General features: G+C 69.6%; 19 protein-coding genes and 1 pseudogene. 7 read left to right on the forward strand and 13 right to left on the reverse strand.

Features of this window, described 5'->3' with window-relative positions:
- Nucleotides 1-149: 149 nt before the first annotated feature.
- A complete protein-coding gene (locus IQ251_RS17200) occupies nt 150-728 on the reverse strand; it encodes a TetR/AcrR family transcriptional regulator (protein ID WP_193929630.1) in 579 nt (192 codons plus the stop codon).
- 86 nt (nt 729-814) lie between these two features.
- Here IQ251_RS17200 and IQ251_RS17205 point away from each other — a divergent pair, with 86 nt between their 5' ends.
- Nucleotides 815-1,987: an FAD-dependent monooxygenase gene (locus IQ251_RS17205; RefSeq protein WP_193929631.1), complete on the forward strand. Its 1,173-nt coding sequence runs from the start codon at nt 815-817 to the stop codon at nt 1,985-1,987.
- A gap of 81 nt (nt 1,988-2,068) precedes the next feature.
- A complete protein-coding gene (locus IQ251_RS17210; protein ID WP_193929633.1) occupies nt 2,069-3,247 on the forward strand; it encodes a coiled-coil domain-containing protein in 1,179 nt (392 codons plus the stop codon).
- Between the two features lie 12 nt (nt 3,248-3,259).
- On the opposite strand, the gene IQ251_RS17215 is transcribed toward IQ251_RS17210, so the two are convergent.
- Nucleotides 3,260-3,880, reverse strand: coding sequence for an STAS domain-containing protein (locus IQ251_RS17215; protein WP_193929635.1), 621 nt, complete (start codon nt 3,878-3,880; stop codon nt 3,260-3,262).
- Nucleotides 3,881-4,225: 345 nt separating this feature from the next.
- Here IQ251_RS17215 and IQ251_RS17220 point away from each other — a divergent pair, with 345 nt between their 5' ends.
- Nucleotides 4,226-4,588, forward strand: coding sequence for a VOC family protein (locus IQ251_RS17220; RefSeq protein ID WP_193929637.1), 363 nt, complete (start codon nt 4,226-4,228; stop codon nt 4,586-4,588).
- Here IQ251_RS17220 and IQ251_RS17225 read toward each other — a convergent pair.
- From IQ251_RS17225 to IQ251_RS17250, 6 genes and pseudogenes are all read right to left on the reverse strand, one after another.
- Nucleotides 4,571-5,122, reverse strand: coding sequence for a GNAT family N-acetyltransferase (locus IQ251_RS17225; RefSeq protein WP_193929638.1), 552 nt, complete (start codon nt 5,120-5,122; stop codon nt 4,571-4,573). The genes IQ251_RS17220 and IQ251_RS17225 overlap by 18 nt on opposite strands.
- A gap of 97 nt (nt 5,123-5,219) precedes the next feature.
- The gene (locus IQ251_RS17230) at nt 5,220-6,206 is read right to left on the reverse strand and encodes a malate dehydrogenase (RefSeq protein ID WP_193929640.1); all 987 of its coding nucleotides are present in this window, start codon (nt 6,204-6,206) and stop codon (nt 5,220-5,222) included.
- A 298-nt stretch (nt 6,207-6,504) separates the two neighbouring features.
- Nucleotides 6,505-7,413: an alpha/beta fold hydrolase gene (locus IQ251_RS17235; RefSeq protein WP_228047313.1), complete on the reverse strand. Its 909-nt coding sequence runs from the start codon at nt 7,411-7,413 to the stop codon at nt 6,505-6,507.
- Nucleotides 7,410-9,023, reverse strand: a complete 1,614-nt coding sequence (locus tag IQ251_RS17240) for an ABC-F family ATP-binding cassette domain-containing protein (RefSeq protein ID WP_193929642.1) — start codon at nt 9,021-9,023, stop codon at nt 7,410-7,412. Before IQ251_RS17240 ends, IQ251_RS17235 begins: the two co-directional genes overlap by 4 nt.
- 614 nt (nt 9,024-9,637) lie before the next feature.
- A pseudogene (locus tag IQ251_RS20315) lies at nt 9,638-10,060 on the reverse strand (GNAT family N-acetyltransferase); the annotation flags it as partial.
- Between the two features lie 52 nt (nt 10,061-10,112).
- Nucleotides 10,113-10,769 (reverse strand): enoyl-CoA hydratase-related protein, encoded by a 657-nt coding sequence (locus tag IQ251_RS17250; RefSeq protein WP_228047347.1) that lies wholly within the window; start codon nt 10,767-10,769, stop codon nt 10,113-10,115.
- 79 nt (nt 10,770-10,848) lie between these two features.
- Between IQ251_RS17250 and IQ251_RS17255 the strand changes: the two genes are divergently transcribed.
- On the forward strand, nt 10,849-13,851 hold the full coding sequence (locus IQ251_RS17255) for a Tn3 family transposase (RefSeq protein WP_370591470.1): 3,003 nt from the start codon (nt 10,849-10,851) through the stop codon (nt 13,849-13,851).
- Nucleotides 13,852-13,966: 115 nt separating this feature from the next.
- The gene (locus IQ251_RS17260; RefSeq protein ID WP_193929646.1) at nt 13,967-14,515 is read left to right on the forward strand and encodes a GNAT family N-acetyltransferase; all 549 of its coding nucleotides are present in this window, start codon (nt 13,967-13,969) and stop codon (nt 14,513-14,515) included.
- Nucleotides 14,516-14,595: 80 nt separating this feature from the next.
- Here the strand turns inward: IQ251_RS17260 and thrS are convergent, their stop codons facing one another.
- The 3 genes from thrS to IQ251_RS17275 form a co-directional block, all read right to left on the reverse strand.
- Entirely contained in the window at nt 14,596-15,957 is a 1,362-nt protein-coding gene (gene thrS, locus IQ251_RS17265) for a threonine--tRNA ligase (RefSeq protein WP_193929648.1), read from the reverse strand.
- A 133-nt stretch (nt 15,958-16,090) separates the two neighbouring features.
- Nucleotides 16,091-17,011: a TIGR03621 family F420-dependent LLM class oxidoreductase gene (locus IQ251_RS17270; RefSeq protein WP_370591471.1), complete on the reverse strand. Its 921-nt coding sequence runs from the start codon at nt 17,009-17,011 to the stop codon at nt 16,091-16,093.
- 153 nt (nt 17,012-17,164) lie between these two features.
- Entirely contained in the window at nt 17,165-17,818 is a 654-nt protein-coding gene (locus tag IQ251_RS17275) for a TIGR03086 family metal-binding protein (protein ID WP_370591472.1), read from the reverse strand.
- 552 nt (nt 17,819-18,370) lie between these two features.
- Here IQ251_RS17275 and IQ251_RS17280 point away from each other — a divergent pair.
- Nucleotides 18,371-18,961 carry a class I SAM-dependent methyltransferase gene (locus tag IQ251_RS17280; RefSeq protein WP_193929652.1) on the forward strand — a complete coding sequence of 197 codons (591 nt, stop codon included), beginning with the start codon at nt 18,371-18,373 and terminating at the stop codon, nt 18,959-18,961.
- A gap of 65 nt (nt 18,962-19,026) precedes the next feature.
- Here IQ251_RS17280 and IQ251_RS17285 read toward each other — a convergent pair whose 3' ends face one another.
- The gene (locus tag IQ251_RS17285; RefSeq protein WP_193929653.1) at nt 19,027-20,214 is read right to left on the reverse strand and encodes a macrolide family glycosyltransferase; all 1,188 of its coding nucleotides are present in this window, start codon (nt 20,212-20,214) and stop codon (nt 19,027-19,029) included.
- A 249-nt stretch (nt 20,215-20,463) separates the two neighbouring features.
- Here IQ251_RS17285 and IQ251_RS17290 point away from each other — a divergent pair, with 249 nt between their 5' ends.
- Nucleotides 20,464-21,051 (forward strand): recombinase family protein, encoded by a 588-nt coding sequence (locus IQ251_RS17290; RefSeq protein WP_193929655.1) that lies wholly within the window; start codon nt 20,464-20,466, stop codon nt 21,049-21,051.
- A gap of 166 nt (nt 21,052-21,217) precedes the next feature.
- Here IQ251_RS17290 and IQ251_RS17295 read toward each other — a convergent pair whose 3' ends face one another.
- Nucleotides 21,218-21,835, reverse strand: coding sequence for a TetR/AcrR family transcriptional regulator (locus tag IQ251_RS17295; RefSeq protein WP_193929664.1), 618 nt, complete (start codon nt 21,833-21,835; stop codon nt 21,218-21,220).
- Between the last annotated feature and the right edge of the window lie 22 nt (nt 21,836-21,857).

The raw sequence follows: 21,857 nt of genomic DNA on the forward strand, positions 1-21,857 counted from the left end.
TCGCGGTGATCAGCACATCGAGGAGGTCCAGGCCGTCATCGACCTCCCGGGTGTGCAGGGAGCTCACCACGGCCAGCCGGCGTCGCCGCCGGCCTCGTGCATGGCATTCTCACTGCAGGACCGCACCGTGCGTCCACTGTGCCCGGTGCTCACCGCTGCGCGGCGGCCGGGGGCAGGGTGGTGGCGCCGGCGATGAGCACCCGGGCGGCATCCTCGGCGCGGTCCTCGTCGCCGGTGACCAGGCGGTCCAGGCACAATCCGCGCAGCCCGGAGATGAGCAGCCCCGCGCGGGCGCGCGCCTCGTCCTGCGGCACGCCCAGGCGCTCGAAGACCTCCACGAGCGGCTCGACCATGCCGGTAACGGCTTCGGCCGCGACCTCGGCGTAGCGCTCGGGCTGGGTGGGGGCCAGGCTCAGCACCTGGAACAGGATGCGGATCGGGCGCTGCTGGCGGCCGCGCGTGATGGCCTGCCACAGCGCGAGGGCCGCCTCCTGCAGGCCGGCGGCATCGTCCACGCCGCGGAACAGGTCGGCGATATCGGGCCGACTGGCCCGGATCGCCTCGGACAGCAGCGCGTCGCGACTGCCGAAGTAGTACAGCAGCATGCGTTTGCTGGTGCCGAGTTCGGCGGCCAGCGGGCTCAGCGACATGTCCGCGATGCCGTGCGTCTGCAAGTAGGTCACGACGCGGTCGAGCAGGTCGGCGCGCCGGTCGCTGGGCTCGGTCACCTGTTGACCGTACCGGTCGGTACGTCTACGGTCCACTCGATGTACCGATCGGTACAACGTGGTTTCGGTCGTGAGAGGACAACGACATGGCACACGCACCACCCCAGGTGGCCATCATCGGCGGCGGCATCGGCGGACTGACCCTCGCCCTGGCCCTACAGCAGCACGGCATCGACGCCCACATCCACGAACGCACCCCGCACCTGCGCGAAGTCGGCGCCGCCGTGGCCCTGTCGGCCAACGGAACCCGCGTGCTGCACCGGCTCGGGCTCGCCGACCAGCTGGCCGCGCACTCGGCGACCCCAACCGAACTCATCTACCGGCACGGCCACTCCGGCCACCGCGTGCACGCCCTGACCGCCGGCGAGGACTACCGGCACCGCTTCGGCGCTCCCTACTACGGCATCCACCGCGCCGACCTGCAGCGGCTGCTGGCCGAGGCCTGCGCCGAGCACACCGTGCACCTGGACCGCCGCCTGGTCGACATCGCCCCCGACGGGCACGGCCACCGGCTCGCCTTCGCCGACGGCACCGAGACCCGCGCGGACATCGTCGTCGGCGCCGACGGCGTGCGCTCGACCGTGCGCGACTTCATCACCGGCACCGACCCGGCCGTGTACTCCGGCACCAGCGGCTTCCGCGGCCTCGTCGCCCGCGACGAGGCCCCCGGATTACCGGACCCGGACGCCATCCAGTTCTGGATGGGACCCGGCGCGCACGTCCTGCACTACCCGATCGGCGACGGTTCGGTGATCAACTTCCTGGCCGTGGTCGACGAACCCGCCCGCTGGGACGACGACACCTGGGTGCGCCGGGCCGATCCCGCCGACCTGGCGGCCCCGTTCACCGACTGGCACCCCGGGCTGCGCGACCTCATAGCGGCCAGCGACCTGCACCAGCGGTGGGCGCTGTTCGGCCAACAGCCGCTGAACCGCTGGCACCGCGACGGTCTCGTGCTGCTCGGCGACGCCGCGCACGCGATGCTGCCGCACCACGGCCAGGGCGCCAACCAGACCATCGAGGACGCCGCGACCCTGGCCGCCTGCCTGACCGGCGACCACGACCGCGACCAGGCCCTGACCCGCTACACCCGACTGCGCCGCGCCCGCACCCGCGCCGTGCAGCGCAGCTCCTGGGTGGCCTCGGGCCTGCTGCACCTGCCCGACGGGCCCGCGGCCCGCGACCGCGACCGAGACCTGACCGGCATCGCCACCACCCTCGACTGGATCCACGGCCACGACACGGCCACCGCGCTCTGACACCACCTGCGGCACAACCCTTCCCGATCGGGGCCGGTCGACTCGCCTGGGGCAGCGCGGCTGCTTGGTACGGTTCCGCGCATGACCGAGCAGGCACCCGCCGAGCAGGACGACCCGGCCGCTGCCGACGAGGCCGACGGCAGCTGCAAATTCCCTGGCTGCCGCCGGCCCGTCCCGCGCTCGACCGGACCGGGACGACCGGCCGAGTACTGCGACCTGCCCGAGCACACCCGCTGGCGCGCCTGGAAGCAGCGCCAGACCCAGCAGCAGCCACCGCAGCAGCCCACCGGGTCCGGCGAATACGAGGCCGCCCGCACCCGCGCGGCCGACCTGCTCGGCCAGTACCGCTCGCTGTCCGACCAGCTCTCGCGCACCCTGACCCAGGCCATCGGCGAACTGGGCACCCTGGCCGACCCGGCCACCGCCCAAGCCCAGGTGCAAGCCGCCCAGGCCGAATCCGCGCACCGCGTCGCCCAGGCCGAGCAGGCCCTGGCCGATGCCCACCACGCCCGCAGCGACGCCGAAACCGCCCGCACCGCGGCCGAGAACGCCGCCCAGGACGCCGCCGAAGCCGCCGAGACCGCCGAACGCGACGCCGAACAGGCCCGCCGGCAGCGCGACGATGCGCACCAGCGCGCCGAGCACGACCGCGAACAGGCCCGCCAGGACGTCGAAGCGGCCCGCAACGAGGCCGACGTCGCCACCGCAGCCGCCGACCGCCGCGCCCGCGAGGCCGAAGACGCCGCACAGCAACAGATCCAGCAGGCCCGCGACGAGGCGGCCGAGCACGTCCGCCACGCCCGCGAACAAGCGCAGGAACAGGTTCGCCAGGCCGAATCCGAAGCGGCCGAGCAGGCCGCCGAAGCCGCCCGCCGACACAGTGAAGTCCTGGAACGCGCGGTGCGTGCCGAACAGGCCGCCGAAGCCGCCACCGCCCGGCACGAGGAGAGCAGAACCGACAACGCGCGCCTGCACCAGCAACTGGAGCAGGCGCGCGAGCAGGCACAACGGGCCCGCGACGAGCACGCGGGTGAGCTGCAACGCCTGCGCGGCGACTACGACGAGCAGCTGCGCGCCCGCCAGCAGGACCACGATCGGCAGCTGGCCGCCGTGCAGGACGCGCGCGATCAGGCCACGGCGCGCGCCGAACGGGCGGAACGCCAGCTCGACGCGCTGGCCGCAGCACCCCAGGCCACCGGCTCTGCGACCACGGGGGCGGCCGCGGACTCCGCGCCGGCGGGCGAGAACACGCCCGGATGAGTGCCGCGGGCCTCAGACGTGTTCGTCGATGGTGACGACACCGCCGCCGGCGGCATCGACCTGCCGCTGTGCGCGGTCGAGCGCGGCGCGGCGCGACCCGGTCACGTGCGCGGTGACCTGGCCTTCACCGTTGCTGATCTGCCAGTCGGCGATGATGCCGGGAACGACGTGGCGCCGCGCGACGGGCTGTTTGCGGCCACCGCGGGCCTGCACCCGGCTCGCGCGCGGGCAGGCGGCCGCACCCGGCGGCAGCCCGGCGTCGGTGAGCACCCGGGTCAGGTCCGGGTTGGCCGACACGACCAGGCGCAGCGCAATACCGCGGTGCTGGGCGTAGGAATGGGCGGCCGACAGCAGATGCAGCCCCGCGGAGTCCACTGTGGTCACCGCGCTGAGGTCCAGTGCGGTGGCGGGGGAGCGGGCCAACAGCCGCGGCCACAACCGGCGGGACAGGTGCTGGGCGGCCTCGCCGTCCAGCACGCCGCGCACGTGCAGCGTCGCCGGTGCCGCGGTATCGGCGGGATCGGTCGCTTCGGGCGGGTTTTCGGGGGTGGCCGGCTCGTTGCCGGGCCTCTCGGCGGTAGATGAGGGGATGGGCGTCCTCCTGTTCGTCGACGTCGAGCCGACACGACCCACCCGAGCGGGCAGGCCGGAGTGTGCCGGACTCCTGGCACGCGGTCACCGCAACGGGGCCGCGGGAAACAGCGGGAGCCACCAACGCCGCAGCCGGACATCCGGCCGGGAAAACCGGCGCGTGCTCAACCAGATCCGCTCACCCGGTTCGCCAACCGGAACCCGCCGGCACACACGTAGTGGCCGGAACACGGCCGTCGGGACGATCAAATCCGGGGAGCGTCTGCTCAACCGTTCACGAACAAGTGTACACCACGGGCCGTTCGCGTCGCGCACACCACCGATCCGCAGCGGCACCACCAGCACCGAAAACGGCAGGTAGGCGCGCGGGCTCGTACAGTGACCCGCATGCACATCACGCGCTTGCAGTTCGTGTCCGTGCCGGTCGCCGACCAGGACGCCGCCCGCGACTTCTACATCGGTGTGCTCGGCTTCGCCCTCATCGAAGACACCCGCGGCCCGCACGGGCAATCCGCGCTCGTCGTCGCCCCCGCACCCGGCACCTGCGGCGTGGCGCTGGTGGTCGACACCCGCCACGACGGACTCGGCGCCCCCGTGCACCTGCAGTTCCACACCAGCGACCTGGACGCCGACGTGGCCGCACTGCGCGCCGCCGGAGTCGCCGCCGGCGACCCGCAGCACACCCCGGCCGGACGAGTCGCCTCGTTCACCGACGTCGACGGCAACCCGATCTCACTGCTGCAGCCCTGACCCCGGCCGGTCGAGCTGCCAGACCCACTCCACACCGGACAGACCCGCACCCGGCTCGCAGGCCGCGTCCCCCTCCACGCAGGTGAACCCCAACCGACGCGGCACCGCAGCCGAGGCCGCGTTGTTCGCGTCGTGCCGGATCTGCACCCGCTGCACCGGGCCGCGCCAAGCCTGCTCCACCAGCAGCACCACACCGCAGCTGACCAGCCCCAGCCCGCGGTGATCCGGATGCAGCCAATAGCCGATCTCGCACACCCGCATCCCGTGGCGCTGCTCCAGGCCGATCCCGCCCACCACCGCACCGCCGGTGGTGATCGCGAAGCAGAACGAACTGCCCCGCTGCCAGCCCTCCTCGGCGCCCCGCAGGAACTCGGCCGCATCCTCGCCGGTGTACTCGCCCGACGCCCACGGCAACCACGGCCGCAGCTGCGGCAGGCAGTCACGCACCACCCGCGTCAACGCGTCGCGATCCGCGGCCCGCCACCGGCGCAGCCGCACCGGACCGCGCACGCAGACCTCATCGATACCGGGCACGAACCCACAACCTGATCACACCCCGGGTCGCGCGGCAACAACCGAGGGCGGCCGGGGTGGGGAACCGGTCCACGAGGACGCCCCCCACCCCGCAACCTCACAGCAGACCCAGCTCGCGCACCGTGTCGCGCTCCTCGACCAACTCGCCGACCGAAGCATCGATGCGCTGGCGGGAGAACTCGTCGTGCTGCAAGCCCTGCACGATCTCGAACCGGCCGCCGCTGGCGGTGACCGGGAACGACGAGATCAACCCCTCCGGCACACCGTAGGACCCGTCCGAGACGACACCGGCCGACGTCCAGTCACCCTCCGCGGTGCCGTTGAACCAGGTGTGCACGTGATCGATCGCCGCATTGGCCGCCGACGCCGCCGACGACGCACCCCGCGCCTCGATGATGGCCGCACCCCGCTTGGCCACCGTCGGAATGAACTCATCGGCCAGCCACGCCTGCTCGACCTGCTCGGCGGCGATCTTGCCGCCCACCTCGGTGTGGAACAGGTCCGGGTACTGGGTGGCCGAGTGGTTGCCCCAGATCGTCATCTTGCTGATCTCGGTGACCGACACGCCCAGCTTCTGCGCCAACTGCGTCAACGCCCGGTTGTGGTCCAGCCGGGTCATGGCCGTGAACCGCTCGGCGGGCACGTCCGGCGCGTGCGCCTGGGCGATGAGCGCGTTCGTGTTCGCCGGGTTGCCGACCACCAGCACCCGCACGTCCTCGGCAGCACCGGCGTTGATCGCCGCACCCTGCGGCCCGAAGATCCCGCCGTTGGCCTGCAGCAGATCACCGCGCTCCATGCCCTGGCTGCGCGGCCGCGCACCCACCAGCAGCCCCACGTTGGTGCCGCGGAAAGCCGTGTTCACATCATCGGTGATGTCGATGCTCTGCAGCAGCGGGAACGCGCAGTCATCCAGCTCCATCGCAGTACCCTCGGCGGCCTTGACCGCCTGCGGGATCTCCAGCAGCCGCAGCTTGATCGGAGTGTCCGGCCCGATCAGCTGCCCGGAAGCGATCCGGAACAGCAGCGCGTAGCCGATCTGGCCGGCCGCACCGGTGACGGTCACGGTGACGGGAGCGTTGGTCATGAGGTTTCGTTCTCCTGCTCGCCGGGAGGGGTGATTGCCTGACCGGGATGCTATCCCCGCCGCCGACACAGCGTTGCGGGCCCGCCGCGGATCACAAGGGACCCGCGCCCGGACCGATTCAGCCCAGCACCACGACCGAGACCCACACCACAACCAGGCCGGTCAGCCCCCGATCCCGGCCCACACCGCTCCCGTGGACGCGCAGCTCCCGGCGCGGTTCGCCTCCCGCAGCGCTGAGGCCTGCGTCACGCCCCGTGGCCAACGTGAGCACGCGATGCCAGCACCGGTCCTCCCCGGATCACCACCCGGACCGTCCGATGTGGTCGACGATCAACGACACCAACCGCTCGTGCAGCACACCCGGCAACGCATGCCCCAACTCCGGGACCTGCACGCACCGCGCCGCCGGGATCAACTCCGCGAGATGCCTGCCGTGCGGCGGAGGATTCACGGGATCCTGACCGCCCTCGACCACCAGCACCGGCGTGCTCACCCCCGCCAACTCCCGGCCCCGCTGCACCGCGACCGGCCGCGCCCGCGCATGCGCGCCCGGCTGCACCAGCGACCCCGCGTGCTCGATCGCCGCCAGCTCCCACCGCCGGAACTCCTGCTCGTCGAACACCACCGCGTCACCCACCAGCAACCGCCACTCGGCAACGCGCCGCCGCAATGCCTCCTCGACATCGGCCACCGGCTCGTCGCGCCGCGCGAACGCCGCCACCACCTGCGGGCTCGGCCCCGGCAACCCGCCGCCATCGCCGTCCTCCACCGCCGCGCGCATCGACTCCGCGAAATCCACGTCCAACGCCGCGGTCTGCATCAGCACCAGACTCCGCAACCGCTCCCGATGGTCCAACGCCAACACCTGACCGAGCGCACCACCCATCGACATGCCCACCACGTGCGCGGTGGCGATCCCATGCGCGTCCAACACCGCCACCGCATCCCGCGCCAAGTCCTCGACGGAGTAATCCACCACAGCCGCCCGCGTCGACCGGCCCGTATCCCGGTGGTCGTAGCGCACCACCCGCAAGCCCTGCGCCACCAACGCCTGCACGAACTCCGCCGGCCAACCCGCCGACGACGCGTTCGCCCCCATCACCAGCAACACCGGCGCAGCATCCACGGCCCCGCACGACCGCGACCACAACCGCAGCCCGCCACCGGCCTCCACGACCAGCTCACGACCCGAGCTCTCCGCCATCATGCCCGCACCACGCCTTCCGACATCGACACGACCGACCCGGCGAACCGCCGCCGCAACCACCGGTCATGACTGGCCACCACCACCGCACCCGGCGCCGACACCAACGCCTGCTCCACCTCATCCACCAGCGACAACGACAGGTGGTTCGTCGGCTCGTCCAACAACAGCACCTCCGGCGGATCAGCCACCAGCAGCGCCAACGCCAACCGGCGCCGCTGACCCACCGACAGCACTCCCACCGGCCGATCCACGTCCGCCGGCGCCACCAACCCCAGATCCACCAGCCGCGGCACCCCCGGGCGCCGCGCCGTCGCCGCCGCGTACACCGCCCGCGCCGACACCGACTCGTCGGCGAACACCGCGTCCTGCTCCAACAACCCGACCCGCACACCCTGGCGCCGCTGCACCGACCCCCCATCCGGACGCACATCCCCGGCGATCACCCGCAGCAACGTCGACTTACCCGCCCCGTTCGGCCCCGTCACCAACAACCGCCCGTCACCGGCCACATCCAACGACCCCACCTGCAACCGGCCCGCCACCACGGTCTCGCGCAGCTGCACCACCACCTCCGAACTCGCCGCGTCCCCGGTCAACGCGCGGACGAACCGCAACGGTTCCGGCGGTTTGCGCACCTGTTGCGCGCTCAGTTCCGCAAGCCGCGACCGCGCATCCCGCACCCGCCGCGACACCTGCTTCTGCACCCGACTGCCGGTGTAGTCGTAGGCCAACTTGCTGGTGTTGCCCCGCGGGGCACCATGCCCCACCTGCCGCGCGGTGACCTCCACCGACCGCCGCAACTGCGCCAACTCGTCCTGCTCGGCCGCGTACTGCTGCTCCCACCGCGCACGCCGCGCCCGCTTGGCCACCAGGTACTCCGAAAACGCGCCCCCGTAGCGCACCGGCCCACCCAACGCCGGATCCAGATCCAGCACATCGGTGCACACCGCATCCAGGAACTCCCGGTCATGACTGGCCAGCACCACCGCACCCGGCAATGCCGCCAGATGTCGCGCCACGAACTCCACCGTCGCGTCATCGAGGTGATTGGTCGGCTCATCCAGCAGCAGCGCCCGCGGCCGCCGCAGCAGCAACACCGCCAGCCCCAGCCGAGTGCGCTGACCACCGGACAACGCACCCACCTGCCGGCTCCGATCCACCCCGGCCAGCCCCAACCGCTCCAGCACCAGGTCAGCCCGGTGCTCGACCTCCCACACATCGTGCTGCCGGGCCCACTCCAGCACCTCGCCGTAGGCGGACAACGCCACAGGATCCTCCGGGCACCGCTCAAGCTGCGCAGCAAGCTCCGCCAACCGCGCCTGGGCGGCCCGCATCTCGACCAGCGCCTGCTCCAGCACGTCGTGCACCGCCGCCGAGGACGCGAACGGCGGCTCCTGATCGAGCACTCCCAGATCGTCGGGGCGCACCACCTCACCGGAATCCGGATCCTCCCGGCCGGCCGCAACCCGCAACAACGTCGACTTGCCGACCCCGTTCTCGCCGACCAACCCGATCCGCCGACCCGGCCCCGCCGACAACGACACCCCGTCGAGCACACGCCGATCGCCGTAGGACTTCACGAGATCGCGCACGCGCAACACAGCAGACAACACGCACCACCACACGCAACGAGACAACGATGCCCGCCGGGCGCGTCGCGACACATCAGGTGGTCGCGGAAGCCTCGGTACACGGGCCTGCAGTGCGGTCAGCGCTTCATAGTGCCCACGAGTCTAGCTGCCGCGACCCGCGCCCCCAACCGAATTCTGCGCGCCAACGCGGCCCGGCCCTACGGTCATCCCGCTCGCGAACTGCGGCTGGACGGGCTACCGCGCCGCCCCAACGCACGGCGTACCTTGCGCCGGGCTTCGTCGAGCATGATGCGGACCGGGGGGAACGCCACCACGAGCACGATCGCGTCACGTGGGCCGAGCAGCGTCGCGAACCAGTCGTCGATGTCCGCGCGATCGGATGTAGGCCGCTGCGTCCACAACCCGGCTTCGGTGTCGTCGTACGCGTCGGTGATGACCAAGGTCCGCGGGTCGAGCCGATCGGCCTGGCCGAGGTCGGCGGCCGCGTCCACCGCTATACGACGAACGTGCTGCGGAACCGCGCTGCCTGGGGCCGGCCACGTGGCACCGGTTCGTCCGGTGGCGGCCGACCACGCGCCATAGACGAGAGGATTGCCGGTGCGCATCACCGCGTACAAGCTGCGTGGTGCGGATGTGACGATCGCCGCGCGCAGCAAGACTCGCCAAATCGTGCTGGAAATCCCGGTCCCCTGGTGTTCAGGGTGCACGCCGGCGGAGTTGGCGTAGAAGCACCGGCGTCCGCCGAATCTGCGGTTATTGCTGGCCACCCAGGCCACCGGGAGACCGGTCGAGTCGAGGACGATCACGAGACCGGACAACCGGTCCAGGTTCTCGTCGGACAGCCAGTTCTCCCAGTACTGCCGGCTGGTGGCGGTGAAAGCCCGTACCGCCACGGCTGGGAACGTGCGGCGCAGATACTGCCGAGCGGGGTCGGAAAGCTGCGTTGCCACCCCGGTCCACAACAACCCGGTCAGCCCGGAGCCGACGTCGACCTTCTTGGCTCCGGCCAGCAGCTCGGGTGGGCAGTGCGGGGCAGTCGAGTCAGCGGTGGTCATCTCCGTCTTTCAGGTCAGTGGTGGTCACGTTGCTGCCGCGTCATGCGGACGCTCAGGGCTGCCCGGTGGGCTCGGGCGTTCGGAGAGCGGTGACCGCGGAGGCGAACATGGTCGACTTGATCGCCCCGAGCGTGTCGTGGTTCTTGCCCGCGATCGGACGCACGAGCTCCACTGCGGCGCGCACCACAGCGCCTTCGTCGGCGACCTCGTCGACCAGACCGCGGTCACGGGCCTGCACCCCGCCGAAACGTCGTCCCGTCGTCATCGCCTCGACAGCAGCGGTGGGCGTGAGCTTGCCCTGGATCAAACCGGCCATCCCCGGCGTGAAGGGGATGTTGATGTCGACTTCGGGGAAGCAGAAGAATCCTCGATCGGCGCGCATGACCCGATAGTCGTGCGCCAGAGCGAACATCGCGCCGGCACCGAATGCGTGACCGTTCACGGCCGCGACCGCGGGCACGGGAAGCGTGAGCACGCGGGCCAGCAGTTCCTGCACGTCGGCGCGGTACGAGGCCAGCTGATCCGCGTGTTCCATGATCCACTCCAGGTCGAGACCGTTGGAGTAGAACTTGCCCTGGCCCGTGGTCACGAGCGAACCGGAATCCTCGGCGAGGACCTTGTCCAACGCAGCGTGTACCGATTCGAGCCAATCCGGGGTCTGGGGAAGAACCGTGCGAAATTGAACGCTAAGCCCTTGATCGCAGGTCAGCGTGCGGTGTCGGATACGGGGTGTGTCGCTGGAGTTTCTGAGCGGTGAGCAGGTCGAGGCATTCGGCCGGTTCACGGGTGTGCCATCGCGGTCGGAGTTGGACCGGTTTTGCGTGCTCAGCGACACCGACGTGCAGCGGGCGCGGCAGCGGCGCCGTCCACAGAACCGACTCGGCTTCGCCGTGCAGCTGGTGACGGTGCGCATGCTCGGCCGATTCTTGCCGGATCCGCTGGAGGTGCCCTGGGAGATCGTCGAACAACTGGCTGGCCAGGTCGATGTCGACGATCCGTCGTGTCTGAAGCAGTACGCCCAGCGTGTGCCCACCCAGCATGAGCACACCCGTGAGATCACGGCGGTGTATGGCTACCGCGCGTTCGAGGATGCGCAGGCGCAGCAGGAGTTTCGCGAGTTCGTTGCCGCGCGGGCGTGGACGAGCACCGAGGGGCCGCGCAAGCTGTTCGAGCGGGCCACGGCCTGGTTGCTGCGTCACAAGGTGTTGTTGCCGGGAATTACCACGTTGAGCCGGCGCGTGGGCGAGATCCGTGACGAGCAGGCCCAACGGCTGTACACGGCGGTGGGTGCGCTGGTGTCGCCGGAGCAGGCCGGCGAGTTGGAACAACTGGTGCGGGTTGGTGACGGGGCGCGGCTGTCGGAGTTGGAGAGGCTGCGCCGTTCTCCGACGGAGAACACGCCCACGGAGCTGGCACGGCAGGTGGAGCGGCTCGGCGAGCTGCGCGGGTTAGAGCTGTCCGAACTGGACGTCTCGCGGATCCCGCAGAACCGGCTGTGGCACCTGGCCCGCTACGGGCTGGGGACCAAGGCCGCGACCATTCGCGGGCTGAGCTCGGCGCGGAAGACGGCCACGTTGGTGGCCATGGGGCGGGTGCTGACTCAGCAGGCCACGGACGACACCCTGGATGTCTTCGACGTGCTGGTGCGGGAGAACCTGATTCGCCGCGCTGAACGCGAGTCAGCCAAGACTCGGCTGCACTCCTTGCCGAGGCTCTCTCGCGCCTCGGTCACTGTGGCCACGGGGTTGAAAACGGTGCTGGGCCAGTTACGTCAGGATTCCGATCAAACGGTGGATGCTGACGCGGTGTGGACCGCACTGGAGACCGCGGTGGGCCAGACCCAGCTGGCCGAAGCACTGGACGCGGTGGAGGAGCTGACCGCCGACCAGGGCGATCCGGATGCCACGGCCCGGGCCGAACTGCTCGATCGGTTTCCCACCCTCCGCAAGGCCGTGGCGTCGCTGGTCGAGGTCTCGTTCGGGGCGGCTGAGGGCGGCACTGCGACGCTGGCGGAGTTTCTGCGGTTGCCGCAGCTGTTTCCCGGCCGGTGCCGCAAGCTGTCGACCGCGCAGATTCAGTCCGAGTTGGTGGGTCCGTCCTGGCGGCGCCTGGTGTTGGGCAACCCGGATCTGGCCGCCGATCAGGTCGATCAGCGCGCCTACATCTCCGCGGTCACCGAAGCGTTCCATAGCCGGCTGCGTCGCGGGGATGTGTTCGCCCACGGTGGGCTGCGCTGGGCTGATCCGCGCGAGAAGCTGCTGGACGAAACCCAGTGGCAGATGGCCAAGCTCGAGGTGCTGACCAGCCTGGAACTGCCGGAGGATCCGCAGCCGCACCTCGCCGAGCTGACGGGCAAGCTCGATACCGCTTACCGGGTCGTGGCCGAGCGCGGACAGGGCAGCGAACAACAGGCTGCGACCGTCGGCGCGGACGGTCGCCTGCACCTGGACAAACTGGAGCCGCAGGAATCGTCCGAGGAGGCCACTGAGCTGTCCCGGCTGTGTGCGGCGATGCTGCCGGAAGTCGACTTGCCGGACCTGCTCATGGAGGTGCACGGCTGGACGGGGTGCCTGGGCGAGTACACGCACCTGTCTGAGGCCGAGGCCCGCATGAGTGAGCTGCCGACCTCGGTGGCGGCGTGCCTGGTCGCTGAGGCTTGCAACGTGGGTTTCACCCCGGTGATCCACTCCGGGCATCCCGCGTTGCGCCGAGGCCGGCTCTCGCATGTGCAGCAGAACTACCTGCGGCCGGACACGCACCGGGCGGCCAACGCGCGGCTGCTGGAGCGGCACAACACCCTCGATCTGGTGGGCCAGTGGGGCACCGGTGCGGTGGCCTCGGTCGACGGGTTGCGGTTCGTCGTGCCGTCGGCCAGCGTCCGCACGGGAGCGAACCCGCGGTATTTCGGCCAGCGTGGCAAGGGCGTGACCTGGCTGAACTACGTCAACGACCAGGTCGCCGGGCTCGGCGGGTTCGTGGTCACCGGCACCGTCCGGGACAGCCTGCACGTGCTCGACGGACTCTTGGACCTCGACGGCGGTCCGCGCCCAGAGATGGTCGCTACGGACACGGCCAGCTATTCCGACCAAGTCTTCGGGTTGTTCGCGCTGCTGGGGTATCAGTTCTCGCCGCGGTTGGCCGACATGCCCGATCAGAAGTTCTGGCGCATGGATCCGGCCGCCGATTACGGGCCGTTGAACGCGCTGGCCCCGGACCGCAGGCACGTGCTGGATCTGGAGCTGATCCAGCGCAACTGGCCCGACCTGCTGCGCGTAGCCGGTTCGCTGTCCACCGGGGCGATGAAGGCCTCCGAGCTGATGCGGCTGACCCAGGGCGGCGGGAGCCCGACCACCCTGGGCAAAGCCCTGGCCGAATACGGGCGCATCGCCAAAACCCTGCACATGCTGGCCTTCGTCGATGCTGATGAGACCTACCGGCGACGCATCCACACCCAGCTCAACACCCAAGAAAGCCGGCATGCGCTGGCACGGCGGATCTTTCACGGCAAGCGTGGTCAGCTGTACCAGCCCTACCGCCAGGGTCAGGAAGACCAGCTCGGCGCGCTCGGGCTGGTGCTGAACATGGTCGTGCTCTGGAACACCGTCTATCTCGACGCCATCGTCAAACACCTGCGCAGCCAGGGATATCCCGTCCGCGACGAGGACGTGTCCCGCCTCTCTCCGCTCGGATGGCGCCACATCAACGTGCAAGGCCGCTACGCCTTCACCAACAGCCCACCGAGCGAACTCCGCCCGCTGCGCGATCCCACCAGCCCCGACGACGAGCTCTGAACCCCCTGTACGGATGGGGTCACCAAGGGAGACCGGGCATGAGCAGCGCCAAGGCAGCGAGGTCGCAATGATGACACCACGCCTCGGGAACCCCTATCCGGCGCAGGAGTGGTCGGTGCGAACCGGGCAGATCGCCGATGCCGAACGACTCGCTCGGATCAATGTGGCCGCCTGGCGCCAGGCTTACGTCGGGCTGGTTCCGGACCGGGCCCTGGCCGATCTGGACCCCACCGTGATCGCCGAGACCTACCGTGACCGACTCGCCCAGGCCCAGTCGGGTGCTGCGATCGTCGTGGCCCATCACGGGGACACCGCTGGTGCGTTCGCCAGCGTCGGTCCGGTCCGCGAACCGTCCCACGACTCTTCCCCGTTCGAGTCGACCGGGGAACTGACAGCGCTCTACGCCGATCCCACCGTGGCCGGCACCGGTGCCGGCCACGCCGCACACGAGGCCGGTCTCGGACACCTCGCCGACCAGGGATATACCCACGTGATCCTGTGGGCCCTGCGCGACAACCTCCCCGCGTTGCGGTTCTACCGAACCCACGGCTGGTCCCCCGACTCGGTCGCCCGCGATGCGGACATCGCCGGCCGCGCCGTCCCCCTGGTTCGATGGTCACACCCCTGCCCGGAACGCCCGACCACTCTCTGCACGTCTCAGTGACCGATCGGTCACTGACACATGATCAGCGTCGTGCTGTGGCCCTGGAACCTCAGCGCTGCCGATTCCGAAGATCGCTTACCCTACGCAAGCTGAGGTTCTGGCCAGTGCACGGTTGTGGTGCGGGTGCGGTAGCTCTGGGCGAGTGCTTCGAGGAACTGGTCTCGGGTGATTGGTCCGTCGAAGCCGGAGTCGATGTCGGTGACCTGGACCTGGTGGCGGTCCACCTCGGCCGCGCCGAGCACAGCCATCACGCTGTCGCGGCGGTGCCTGCTGGCGCGGATGCGCGCCCCCAGCGATCCGTCCACTTCCAGACGCGGCCGCAGGCCGGCAGCGATGAGCTCGTCGACGAGTTCTCGCGCGGCACGGTCCTGGGCGGGCCCGACCGGCATGACACATACCTGCACCGGCGCCAGCCACAGCGGCAACCGGCCCCGGTAGCGCTCCAGCAGCGCGGCCACTACGCGTTCCATGGAGCCGACGGTGCCGCGGTGGATCATCAGGACTGGTCGTCGGGACCCGTCTGCGGCGTCGTAGGTCAGTCCGAAGCGTTCGGGCTGGTTGAAATCGAGCTGCACGGTGGCGATGGTGTCGTCGTGTCTCTGCTCGTCGCGGACCTGCAGGTCCAGTTTCGGCCCGTAGAAGGCCGCTTCGCCGTCAACCTCCACCAGCTCGAGCCCGTGGTTGGCGAGTTCGACCGCGTGGGCGGCCTCGCGCAGCGCCTGTTCGGCGTGCTGCCATTGCTCGGTGTCGCCGAGAAAGGCCGGGCTGGCGTCGCGTCGTGACAGGCGCACGTAGTCGACCCGCAGACCCAAGATCTCCTGGGCGTGTAGCGCCGATCGCAAAGCGCGGGCGACCTCGTCTGCGACTTGGTCGAAGCGGCAGAACACGTGGGTGTCGTCGAGGTTGATCTGACGCACTCGGCCGAGTCCGGCAAGGACACCGGAACGCTCCGCGCGGAACATCGCGGCCAGCTCGTTGAACCGGATCGGCAACTCGCGGTAGGAGTGGCGTGCGGCGGCGTAGATGAGCGCGTGGTGCGGGCAGTTCGCCGGTCGCAGCACGAGGTCGTCGCCGCCGACGCGCATCGGCGGGAACATGTCTTCGGAGAACTTGCCCCAGTGCCCAGATCGTTCGAACAGGGACCGCTTGGCCAGCACCGGCGAGTGCACGCCCTGGCACCCGTCCGCCTGGGCGATGTCTTGAGCGAGCCGTTCGAGTTCGTCGCGGATCATCGCCCCGTTCGGCAGCCACAGCGGCAAGCCCGAGCCGACCATCGGGTCGGTGGCGAAAATCTGCAGATCATGGTTGAGATCGCGGTGATCCGGCCCAGACGCGGCGTCCTGGTCGTCGTGGTTCACCAATGGCTCCTTGGTCGTCTGCCCGGAGCCGTGAACCGAGGTATGCAAAAGCCCCGGAGCGTGGCTCCGGGGCTCGATGGTCATTGCAACTCGTCAGCGCCGGAGTGGATCCGGCGTCGTCGTCTGCTGAACAAGTCGCATGTCAAGAAGTCTAACAGCCCGATCGCGTAGAGCTCATTCAGAAAAGATCCCTGTGTGAAGCGTCCGGCTGGCGGCTTCAGAGGGCGGCGAGGATCTGCGGGAGGTCGTTGAGCGCGCTGTCTCGGATGACCCATCGGCGAATGCCCCACCTGTCGCGTGCGGTGTGGAGGTGTTCGGCGATCTCAGCCGGTGTCCCGATCCACAGGTAGGGCACGGCCAGCAGGTCGGCGACAGGGGTGTCCAGGCGCTTGGCCAGCGAGTGGGCCATAGCCTCGCGATCGTCGGTGAGGCTGACCTGCTGCACCAGCGCTTCGATCGGCGGGGCACGGACGTGGGCGCGTCGAGCACCGTCTCGGATCAACTCCACGTGGGACTCGACTCGGCTCGGCGACCAGGACACGGTGTGGGAATGCCCGTCGGGCAGGGTACGTCCCAGCCCGGACAGGCCCACGGCATCGGCGTGGGCTCCGCCCCAGTGCAGCAACTCGGGGTTCGACCCACCGATCAGCAGCGGGATCCGCGGTTGCACCGGCCGCGGTTCCTGCAGTGCCACGTCAGTCAGCGCCTGTAGCTCGGCGGCGGGCACCGTGTGTCCGTCGAGCAGTGCCCGCACCGCGGCCGCTGTCGTGGTCGCCTGGTGCACGCGCTTGGCCGGTGCGGGGCGGTGTTGCCCGGTCATCTCCCACTCAGCGGGCGTGTGTCCCGCACCGAGACCGACCTCGGCCCGTCCACCCGAGACTCGGTCGAGCGTGGCCACGTCCGACGCGATCAACAGGGGATGCCGTACCCCGGCGTTGAGCACGTAGCTACCCACACGCAGCTGCGACGTGGCCGCGGCCGCAGCGGCCAACGCGACGAACGGCGACGCTGCGGTGCCGAGATGGTCTCCGATCAACAAGGCACGACAGCCCACCTGCTCGCAGCGACGCGCCAGCGCACCCCAATCCGAACCCTCTGCCAGCGAGGCCTGCACCGAGACCTCGATCCGCTCACTCACCACACCACTCTGACCGCACGCGCATGCCCCGGCAAGATCCCAAGCGCAGGCCGACAGCGAACACGAAACCCCAGCACACCCGCCGATAGCGGCCTTTCATTTGGGGAACCCCTACCGTACGTACGGAAGGGATCGTGTTGCGGACGGCTGCTTTCAACGATGCGTGTCGACTGAACGTCCGAGGAAGGCGACCAGCCGTTCGATAGCGGGTGCATCGCTGGTGACGAACTGCGCAGGGGCGAATCGTGCGTTGCGGTCCTGCTCGGAGAGCTGTGTTTGAGCGAAGGCGAGTGCCTGCTCAGCCAGATCATCGGGCGGCTCCCCAGGTTGGCCCGTGGCCTGGGCGAGATCCCAGCCGTGCGCGAGGAGGTCGTAGAGGCGGATCTGGAGCCGCTCGGCGCCGGTGGCCGCGCCGAGCGGGCCGTGGTAGGTGCGTTCAAGGACTCCGGGCTGATCGAACACGGCCTGCAGCGCCTCCGCGGAGTCGCGATAGGCGTCTTTCGGGCTGTCACCGAGGTGATCAGCGGCCGACCGGGGTGGCGTCCGATCGCTGAGCAGGGCGGCGAAGACGTGGATTATACCGACCAGGTGGTTGACCAGCTGGCGCACCGTCCAGTCCGTGCACGGGATCGGGGCTGACCACTGTCCGGGGGCGAATCCCGGTGACAAGGTCACCGACTGCGGCGAGCGCGCGGCCGAGCTGCTCGACCGAGGACGATGAGTATGCCATGGGGCGATCATTCCAGGCAGGAGACGAGGTCGGCATCGGGATCCGACCGGGCGATTGAGACGGTCTCGAATCGGCATGCCGGTACCGTCGTTCTAGGCCAGCGCTAGTACGTTGCGACAGGTGCCAAGCTCGGATGCCACGTCGAGTTGCCCGCGGTGGGCACGGGTCTGCGGGTGGACGGCTATCGCTGCAGCGTTGCCGACGGTCGTGTGGCGGGTTCTGGTCGGGAGCGGGTTCGACCTGGGCACCCCCGCCGAGTGGAGGCAGGAGCAGCAGCTTCCCGGAAGTGGGACGATCTACGTGTTGACCCTGTCCGCGCTCCAACTTGGCGCTGCGCTGCTCACTCTGGTTCTCATCCGTCCCTGCGGGGACCGGTTACCACCGTGGTCTCACGCGGGCAACAGTCACCGGTTGCCGACAGTGCTTGTCCTCGGGTGTAGGCCCAGTTCTCCGGTTGCTACGGCCAGCCGCAAAGTAGCCAGACCTTGTGATCGTCGTCTCTTGCTGCGGCGATAGCCTTCGCGCGTGCGGCAGATGCAGACTGCCACGGCCGAGCAAACGCTGAAGCGCCGACAACTGCTTTCAGTAGCTATCGTTATCCGGTCGCGTAGCAGGAGACAATGGGTGCTGTGACAGAGTTCGCTTGGGATCCGGACACCTACTTGCAGCTCATGGCGCAGGAGGTTCCCGACTACCCCCATCTTCAGGACCAACTCGTCGCCGCGACGCGAGCGAAGCCCGCACACGCCGTACTTGATCTGGGAATCGGCAGCGGGTTGACGGCGGCCCAGGTACTTGAGGCGCATCGGGACGCGACACTGGTCGGTGTCGATGCCAACGCCGACATGCTGGCTGCGGCCACGGCCGCACTCGATGCCCGCCGCAGCACACTGTATCGGTCTCGCCTGCAGGACCCGTTGCCTGAGGGGCCGTTCGACCTGGTGACATCCATGCTTGCCGTGCATCATCTTGACGGAGCAGGCAAGGCTGACCTGTTCTGCCGGGTGGCCGGTGTGTTGACCGTCGGCGGGCGATTCGTCCTCGCCGACCTGGTTGTCCCCGAGAAGCCCGGTGACGTTGTCACACCGATCGACGGCATCGAAGACGTGCCAAGCTCGCTCGCGGAGCAGCTAAGCTGGCTGACTGATGCAGGCTTGAGCACGGAAGTGGCCTGGCAACACCGCGACCTCGCGGTGATCACCAGCACAAAATCCAACTGATCCCTGCACATCGTGTGCGGCGCGTCCAGTAGGGATCCCGCTGCGGACGTGCTGATCTGGATCGATCAGTCGGCGCGGTCGAGGTGTGCTTCGATTTCGTCGGCTCCGCGTGCGGCGCCGCCACTCCGGGCAATGGCCTGGCGCATCCATGCCAGGTTCGCAGCGACCTCTGCGCTGGCCGTCACCGCGTCAACGGAGGCCCGCAGAGCCTCGGCGGTCACCGTGTCGGGGTCGAGGCGCTGGCCAAGTCCGAGCTGCTGAATGCGCTCGGCGTTGACGTCCTGCTCGGGCATCTGCGGCAGTGTGATCAGCGGGACGCCGCAGGACAGCGCTTCCATGGTGGAGTTCATCCCGGCATGGGTCACAAACGCCGACGCGTGGGCCAGCACCACCGGCTGCGGGAACCAGGGCCGCGCATCCACCGTCGCCGGCACCGGACCCAGCGTGGTCGGATCGGTCTGGCCAATGGTCATCGCCACCTGCCAGCGACCGTCGCCGAACGCGTCGATGCAGGCCCGGTAAAACTCAGGGTGATCGGTGAAGATCGACCCCAACGAGACATACAGCAGCCGGCGCTGGGCATCGGGCGGCGACCATGACTGAGTCTGGGCGCGCCGGCCAACCATGGGGCCGAGGAACTGAAACCGGTGGTCGAAGCTGTCTCCGGCGGGTTGGAACTCCCGTGGCACGAACACCAGGTTCAGCGCCTCGGTGACATCGAAGGTGGCCGGCACGTCGAGGACGACGTCATGCTCGGCGGCGAAAGCCTCCACATCCTCGGCGAAGGCCGCCATCTCGGGATGCTCGGGCTCCAGTCCCGCGGTCAGTCGCTCGCTGACCTGGCCGTAGCTGTCGTTTTCGGCCAGGTTCGGGACGGTGCGCGCCGCAGGGATGCCCAGCCGCTCGGCCACCAGTCGCGCGGGCCAGTGGGTGGCGTCGTAGCACACCAGGTCCGGACGCTGGCTGCTGCGACAGTGCTCGAGCAGTACCGGATAGACCACCGCCAGTGCGGCGAAGAAGTGCCGGAACCACAACGCGATTACCTCGGGGCCCACGTCAGCGGGGGGTCGAAACGGGTCGAGCCCGGGCAGCGGAACCCACTTGGCTCCGGCCTCGGTCACCATCTCCGCAAACTCATCGCTGGTGGCATAGTCAACCTGGTGGCCGCGCTGCACGAGTTCCTCGACCAGCGGAATCGTCGGCGTGACATGCCCGTGCCCAGCCAGGGCCACAAACAACAGGCGCTTCGACACCCCACCAACCGTACAAGCCGCGTGAGACCTTGAACGGCCGGAGCTCCTGGCAGGACCGACGAACTCCGCCAGAACCTCCCGGGCATCCGACTGCGACCGCACTGAGAGGCGTCCTGTACGGAAGCGGAACCCCTCGCGTACACCCGTCGCTGTAGCGGCCGGCAGGCCGTGGCCGGGACCTGCGGTGTTGCAGTTGCCCCGTACGGTGAAAATTCCGGTCGTCGGGGGCTAACCGTACGCTCGCCCGCCATGAGCGCCACGATCATCGGCTATGCCCGCTGCTCCACCGACGAGCAAGACCTCACCGCCCAACAACAGCGCCTGGCCGAGCTCGGCGTCGCCGACGAGCGCATCTACCTCGACCACGGGCTGACCGGCACCACCCGCGCACGGCCCGGTCTCGATCAGGCACTCGCCGCCGTCCGCGAGGGCGACACGCTCGCGGTCCCGAAGCTCGACCGGCTCGCCCGATCGGTGCCCGACGCTCGCGCCATCGGCGACTCCCTGGCCGAACGAGGCATCAAGCTCTCCCTCGGCGGACAGGTCTACGCCCCGAACGACCCCATGGGAAAGATGTTCTTCAACATCCTGGCCACCTTCGCCGAGTTCGAAGTCGACCTGCTGCGGGCCAGGACGAAGGAAGGCATGGCCGTAGCCAAGGCCAAGGGCAAGCTGCGCGGCAAGCAGCCCAAGCTCTCGGCTAAGCAACAGCGCGAACTCGTGCGGATGTACCGCACCGGCGAGTACACCATCGCCGACCTCGCCGAGGTCTTCACCGTCTCCCGGACCACGATCTACCGCACCCTGCAGCGCGAGCCGAACGAGCAAGCGCACTGACCTGTGATCAAGGGCTTAGCGTTCAATCTCGCACGGCTCTTCCCCAGACCCCAATCCGGCGAGAACCGGTTCTCGCCGTCGCCGAGATCCAGCACGAAGACATCGTCATCCTTGTGCAACGTGGGCATGTAGCAGTCCTTCCTGCAAGACAATGGTCGTGGTCGACTTACCCGCGCCTCGGTGGTTCACGATCGAGGACCGCGCGCACGGCCGCTGCCAGACGCGCTCGCACCTCGACGGTGATCGGCACCGCGCCCTCCGCCGTGACCTGGCCGAGGGGCCGGCGCAGCAGGGCGGTCGGTAGATCCACTACGCAGGTGGTGATCACGTCGACGCTCGGGCCGTCCCGTCGATCCCACAACGCCGACGCCAAGCGGCACAGCACCTCGCGGACCAGCCTCCGGTCCAACCCGAGCAGCGCATCGGCGAGCTCCTCGGGAAGGTCGGGGCCGAGCAGCTGTTCGCGGCGCACCGTCATCAACATTCGAGCCGCCGCCGGACGTCGGTCCGCCAACGCCGCGGGCGCATCGGCGGCGGCCAGCACAGCGTTGACCGCGTCCTCGGGAGCCGGTGCTGCACCCAGCGCCTCGTCGATGAGCTCCGTCTGCAAGTCCAAGAACTCGAGCGCGGCCCGCAGCCACATCCGACCGCGCAGTGCCGCCAACGAGCCGAAGGCGTGGTAGAGAGCACCGTTGGGCACGCCGCTCTCTGCCGAGAGCCTGCGGACGGTGAGCCGTTCCGGCCCCACGTCGACGACGAGTCGTTCGGCGAGGGCCTGGTGCAGGGTTTGGTGACAGCTGCTTACG

Origin of the sequence: Saccharopolyspora montiporae (genome assembly GCF_015209505.1) — a bacterium.
GTDB classification, from domain to species: Bacteria; Actinomycetota; Actinomycetes; order Mycobacteriales; family Pseudonocardiaceae; genus Saccharopolyspora; species Saccharopolyspora montiporae.